6 protein-coding genes are annotated in these 5,864 nt (G+C 68.8%); 1 reads left to right on the top strand and 5 read right to left on the bottom strand.

The window, feature by feature from the left end; translation table 11 throughout:
• The first annotated feature begins 322 nt into the window (after positions 1–322).
• Positions 323–664, top strand: a complete 342-nt coding sequence (locus tag D7V97_RS38955) for a hypothetical protein (protein WP_120615650.1) — start codon at positions 323–325, stop codon at positions 662–664.
• Between the two features lie 12 nt (positions 665–676).
• Here D7V97_RS38955 and D7V97_RS38950 read toward each other — a convergent pair whose 3' ends face one another.
• The 5 genes from D7V97_RS38950 to mreC are packed head-to-tail and all read right to left on the bottom strand — an operon-like array spanning position 677 to position 5,838.
• Positions 677–1,264, bottom strand: coding sequence for a PilZ domain-containing protein (locus D7V97_RS38950; RefSeq protein ID WP_120615652.1), 588 nt, complete (start codon positions 1,262–1,264; stop codon positions 677–679).
• 21 nt (positions 1,265–1,285) lie between these two features.
• On the bottom strand, positions 1,286–2,413 hold the full coding sequence (rodA, locus tag D7V97_RS38945) for a rod shape-determining protein RodA (protein ID WP_199729118.1): 1,128 nt from the start codon (positions 2,411–2,413) through the stop codon (positions 1,286–1,288).
• 7 nt (positions 2,414–2,420) lie between these two features.
• Positions 2,421–4,481, bottom strand: coding sequence for a penicillin-binding protein 2 (mrdA, locus tag D7V97_RS38940; protein ID WP_120615648.1), 2,061 nt, complete (start codon positions 4,479–4,481; stop codon positions 2,421–2,423).
• Positions 4,478–4,978 carry a hypothetical protein gene (locus D7V97_RS38935; RefSeq protein ID WP_120615647.1) on the bottom strand — a complete coding sequence of 167 codons (501 nt, stop codon included), beginning with the start codon at positions 4,976–4,978 and terminating at the stop codon, positions 4,478–4,480. Before D7V97_RS38935 ends, mrdA begins: the two co-directional genes overlap by 4 nt.
• A complete protein-coding gene (gene mreC / locus D7V97_RS38930) occupies positions 4,975–5,838 on the bottom strand; it encodes a rod shape-determining protein MreC (RefSeq protein ID WP_120615651.1) in 864 nt (287 codons plus the stop codon). Before mreC ends, D7V97_RS38935 begins: the two co-directional genes overlap by 4 nt.
• Between the last annotated feature and the right edge of the window lie 26 nt (positions 5,839–5,864).

Here is a 5,864-nt window from a genome sequence, read left to right as displayed (position 1 = left end):
CCCCCGGCCAGGCTCCCAACCAGACACGCGCGTGTGACACGCCGGCTTCATCTGTCTGTAGAAAGACAACTCACCGTGACGGTAAGGGATTTCACTTACCGGGTGCTCAAGACCCCCTCACAAGGCGTTTCTCTTGAGTTGAGACAAACGCCCTGGCAGGACGGATGGGCGATCCTCCCGTCGTGTTTTGTTCAACAGACATTGAAATCGGATTGCGAGTCAAACAAGACCCTGACGTGTCTTGTTGACAGAGTTCGCCACACCAGACAGAAGACAAGAGTACACGCCTGTCTTGATTGGCGAGTTTCAACAGGAGTTTTTCATGGCACGCCTTCGCAAAGAATTGACCTCGCAAGCGCCGCTGACCCCTGCCCTGACGTCGTGGGCGGAGGCATTGGGTGACGCCATCGGCCGCGGCATGCTGCGCGCGCTGAACACGGGGATGCCGGTCATGGGAAGTGTCGCGCCGTCGCCGGGCAACGGCGCGGTGATGGCCGGCCGCCGCCGGGGTCGTCCGCCGAAGACGGTCGCGGGCGGGCCGGTGCCCATGGACCGCCGCTGCACGGTGAGTGGCTGCACCCGCGAGCAGCGCTCCAAGGGCCTGTGCTCCGCGCACTACCAGGCCGAGCGCCGCCGGCAGATCGCCACCGGCAAGCCCGCCTGAGCACCCGGGAGCCTACTCACCGCGCCAGGGGTCTCCGGGCGTGGTGGCCTTGAGCAGCTCCCAGGCCGCCATCACGTCGATGACCCGCTCCAGCTCATTGGGCAGGGAGCGGGCGCGCTGGGATTTGAGGTAGTCCTCCGTGAAGGCACGCAGGCGTGCGCCCAGGAAGAGCCGGGCCAGCGCGACCTCCGTCTGACCGGAGAAGTCCAGGAAGCGCAGGGCGAAGCCGCTGCGGCCCTCCTCCTCCGGGCCGCGCTCCTCCCGGACGATCTCCGCGCGCGTCTCCACGGGCGCGGCACCCTCTTCCAGCGCGAAGCGTGCCCGCACCACGGTGCCCATGGGCAGGAAGAACGTGCTCGCGAGGAAGGCGCCGCTGACGCTCACGTTGATGGAGACGAGGTTGGCGGAGAAGCGCCGACCTCCCTCGCCGTCGTCCATCCACAGGTCGAAGTGCGTGGCCAGCCGCGCGCGCGGGAAGTGCCGGTGCTCCGGCTCCCCCTGGTTCATCTCGATGCGCGGGGCGACGGATGGGCGTGGGACTTCCGCGCCGGCCAACCCCTGAACGGTCGTGCTCGCCTTCACGGCACCCTTGCGCTGCACCATCGAACCCTCCGGCCGTCGTCAGAACATGTGACGGCGCATGCTGATGTTCACCAGCAGCCCGATGCACAACATCACCGACAGCATCGAGGAGCCGCCGTAGCTCATGAGGGGCAGCGTGATGCCCGTCACCGGCAACAGGCCAATGACCATGCCGATGTTTTCGAACACCTGCCAGAAAAGTGTAGCCACCACCCCCACCGCAACGAACGCTCCAAAACGATCCCGCGCGCTGAAGCCCACCCCCAGCCCGAGGATGAAGATGCCGCCGTAGAGCAAGAGCAGCAGCAGGCACGAGAAGAACCCGTGCTCCTCGGCCCACACGGAAAAGATGAAGTCCGTGTGCTGCTCCGGCAGGAAGCGCAGCCCTGTCTGGGTTCCCTCGCGCCAGCCCTTGCCGGTGAGCCCGCCGGAGCCCACGGCGATCTTGGACTGCGCGGCGTGGTAGCCCGACCCTCGCAGGTCCGCCTCCGGATCCAACCACCCGGAGATGCGCTGGCTCTGGTGCTTCTTGAGGTGGTGGCGCACGACGGTGCTGCGCGGCTCCGGCATCTCGCGCACGTAGTCGTTCCAGATGATGAGCCCACCCACCATCACGCCCAGCACCAGCGTGCCCGCCAGATACCAGCGCACCTTGCCGAAGAGGATGACGGTGCCCGACGACAGGAAGATCATCAGCGCGGTGCCCAGGTCCGGCTGCACCAGCACCAGCACGAAGGGCACCATCACCACCAGCACCGGCTTCCACAGCCGCACCAGCCCGTAGGACGGTTGGTTGGGCTGGAAGTCGTCGTGGTAGACCTTGGCGAGCATCAGCACGACGCCAATCTTCATGAACTCCGCGGGCTGCAGGCGGAACGGGCCGATGACGAACCAGCTCTCCGCGCCCTTCGCCGTGTGTCCGACGATGCGCAGCGCCAGGAGCGCCAGGATGTTGAGCACGTAGATGGGGAACGCCATCCGTTGGATCCAACGGTAGTCCACCAGGCACACCATCAGGACGGCGCCCAGGCCCACGCCCAGGTAGAGCGCCTGGCTGGTCCACACCGGCGCCATGGGGGGCCGGGACGCGGACGCCAGGTTCCAGATGCCCAGCAGGCACACGCCCATGACGCACACCACGAGCCCCCAGGGCACGTGGGGCATCATCCGGCGCTCAATCCGCAGTTGCACTGTCGTCTCCGGTTTCCGAGGGCGGCTGCATGGGTTCGCCCGGCAGGTTCACGCGCGGCGGCGGCACCACGGCGCGCGTGAGCGAGGCCGCGTCCAGGCTGGGCGCCGGCGGCAGCGACGGCGTGTAGGGCTGGTTGGCGCGGGGCGGCGGCGACGTGGCGTCCTGGGCCTTCAATTCGAAGTACTTGCGCATCACCGCCAGCGCCGTGGGCGCCGCGTCCACGCCGCCGTGGCCGCCGTGCTCGTTGAGCACCACCACGGCCAGCTCCGGCTTGTCCGCTGGCGCGAAGCCCGCGAACCACGCGTGGTCGCGTTCGAAGTAGCTCATCTGGTACGTCTTCAGACGCACGGTGCCGATGCGCGCCACCTGCGCGGTACCCGTCTTCGCCGCGATGGGCATCTCCGGCGGGAGGCCGGACTTCATCCTCGCGCGGTAGGCGGTGCCGCCGGGCTCCTGCGCCACCGCGACGAGCCCCTCCACGATGGCCTTCAGGTGCGCGGGGTTGATGTCCACGCGGCTCACCACCTCCGGCTTGAACTCCTCCATCACCTGGCCGTCCAGGTTCTCCAGCCGCTGCACCATCTGCGGCTTGTAGAGCTTCCCGCCGTTGGCGACGGCCGCGTACACCAGCGCGAGCTGCAGGGGCGTCACGTTGTCGTCGCCCTGCCCGATGGCGCTGTTGAGCGCCATGCCCTTGGTGTAGCCGCCGGGGGACGCTTTGTCGTGGTACGCGCTGGACGGCATGATGCCGGGCACCTCCGCCACCACGCCGATGCCGGTGGGACGGCCCAGGCCCAGCGACTTGCCCATCTCCGCGATGGGGTCCAGGCCGATGGTGTCCGCGACCTTGTAGAACCACGAGTCGCACGACGCCTTCATCGCGTTCTTGCCATCCAGGGGCCCGTGGCCGCTGTCCTTGTGACAGCGCCACACGCGCGCGCCCAGCCGGTAGCCGCCGGAGCAGTTCACCACCGTCTCCGGGCGGAACACGCCGGACTTGAAGGCGGCCAGCTGGGTGACGACCTTGAACGTGGAGCCCGGGCTGTAGTGCTCGGCCGCCACGCGGTTGATCATCGGGTGCAGGGGGTCTCTGGCCAGCGTGGCCATCTGCGATGGCGTCACGCGGCCCGTCAGGAGGTTGGGGTCGAAGCCGGGCCGGGACACCAGCGCCTTGATGAAGCCGGTGTTCACGTCGATGGCCACCACCGCGCCCGTCACGCCCGGGAAGGAGCGCTCCGCCTCTTCCTGCAGGCGCATGTCCAGCGACAGCACCACGTTGCTGCCGGCGGTGGGCGGAATCACCGCGTTCTCACCCAGCTTGGTGTTGAGCTCTTCAATCGTCTGGCCGCGCGCGTTCACCACTTCCTTGCGCACGCCGTCCTGTCCGCGCAGCTTCGACTCGAAGTAGCGCTCCAGGCCGCGCCGGCCGATGTAGTCGCCCAGCGCGTACTTCGCGCCGTCCCCATTGAGGCGCTCCAGCTCCTCCTGGGTGATTTCGTTCATGTAGCCCAGCACGTGCGACAGCACCGTGTCCGCGCGGTAGTTGCGGTGCGGCACGGGCACCACTTCCACGCCGTCCAGGATGTCGCGCCGGGCGTTGAGCCGGTCGTACTCGTCGCGCGTCAGGTCCACCCGCACGGGCACCGGCATGAAGGGCGCGTTGCGGCGGCTGGCGCGCACCAGGTCTTCAATCTTCTTGCGCTGCTCGGGGTCCCACTGGAGCAGCTCGCCCAGGCGGGGAATCACCTGCTCGAAGCAGTCCGTGCAGAAGGCCGGCGTCACGAACGCGTCGAAGGAGGGGCGGCTGTCCACCAGGATGGTGCCGCGCGCGTCCTTGATGACGCCGCGGTCGGCGCGCAGGCGCACCTCCTTCACGAAGTTCGCCACGCTCTTGGCGGCGTACTCTTCATGACGGATGAGCTGCAGGCGGTAGAGCTGGATGGCCAGCGCCACCATGCCCAGCGACATCGCCAGGCCCAGCCACAGGAAGCGGCGCTTGAGGTCGCGCCCCGGCGTGGTGTTGCCAATCGTCGGAGGCGTCAACGGAGCATCCCCGCCGGCCGCTCCTGGGCCACTTCGAAGCGCTTGAAGAGCGGGAACAGCAGCAGCGCCGCCGCGCCCGTGAGCGCCAGCTGCACCGGCAGGCCCGCCAGGAGCGGCCCCGTGGAGCCCTCCTTCACCGTGAGCCAGGTGAAGAACGTGGACAGGAGCGCGTGCCCCAGGTCCGCGCCCATGGCGAAGAGCGCGAAGGCCACCGGGCCGCGCACGTCCACGAACGACGCCACCAGCCGGCCCACGAGGAAGGTGAACACCGCCAGGAACGTGAACAGGCCGGTGGGCTGGCCGCTCATCAGGTCCAGCAGGTAGCCCACCGCGAAGGCGGAGCACGCCCCTTCGGTGAGGCTTGCCCGGAGCGCGAGGAAGGCCACCAGCACCACCGTGACATCCACGCGGCCCAGCACCAGCCCCGCCTGCTGGACGAACACCGACTCCAACGTGAGCAACGCCAGGGCCAGGGCCACTGTCACCAGGAACTTCATTTCTGCGCGCCTTCCGCCGAGGCCCCACCGGAGGCCATCGCACTGTAGGGGCTGCCTACCACGAGCACTTCCTCCAGACGGCTGGTGTCCACGGCGGGCTGGATGTCCGCGCCCTGGAACATGCCGTGTTCCTTCTTCTCCAGCTGCGTCACCCGCCCCACCACCAACCCGGGCGGATAGATGCCGTCCGTGCCGGAGGTGATGATGAGGTCGCCGTCCTCCACGTCCTCCGTGCGCAGCATGTTCTCCAACTGCAGGGGGCCGTTGCCCGCGCCCGCCGCCGTGCCGCGCGCCCGCGAGCGCTGCACCCGCACGGCCACCCGGCTCTGCGGGTCCGTCACCAGCGCCACGTCCGCGTAGCCACCCGTGGACCGGATGACCTGCCCGACGATGCCGTCCGGCGTCACCACCGACATGCCCCGGAACACCCCGTCCTTCTCCCCGCTGCTGATCCGCACCGACAGCAGCTTCGCCACCGGGTTGACGCCCACCACCCGGGCCGGAATCTCCGGCCCCGGCGCGGCCTCCGCGTAGGACAGCAGCTTGCGCAGCCGCCCGTTCTCCGCGCGCGCCTCGCCCAGCACCTGCACCGTGGCCCTCAATTGGAGGTTCTCCAGGCGCAGCGCGTCATTGTCCTGACGGACCCCTCGCAAATCCAGGTAGTTGCGCACGGTGCCGACGAGTCCGTCGATGCCGGCGGTGAGGCCCTGCTGCACGGGGGCCGTCAGGGCGATGACGCCCCGGTCGATGAAGTTCGGGTCGCGGCCCCGCCGGCCGCCCAGCAGGAAGGAGCCGAGCGGATACAACAGGAGGGCGACCACGAGGAGGAAGCGGCGGTACCGCTTGAGAAGAGACAGCACGGACGGGGGCTTTCCCGGGGTGGGCG

This window comes from Corallococcus sp. CA053C, assembly GCF_003611675.1.
In the GTDB taxonomy this organism is placed as follows: domain Bacteria; phylum Myxococcota; class Myxococcia; order Myxococcales; family Myxococcaceae; genus Corallococcus.
This window is presented reverse-complemented; position numbering and strand designations above follow the sequence as displayed.

Excerpts from the sequence above, each read along its gene's own strand:
- D7V97_RS38955 (WP_120615650.1), top strand. The coding sequence starts at position 323 with ATGGCACGCCTTCGCAAAGAATTGACCTCGCAAGCGCCGCTGACCCCT.
- rodA (WP_199729118.1), bottom strand. The coding sequence starts at position 2,413 with ATGATGCCCCACGTGCCCTGGGGGCTCGTGGTGTGCGTCATGGGCGTG.
- D7V97_RS38935 (WP_120615647.1), bottom strand. The coding sequence starts at position 4,978 with ATGAAGTTCCTGGTGACAGTGGCCCTGGCCCTGGCGTTGCTCACGTTG.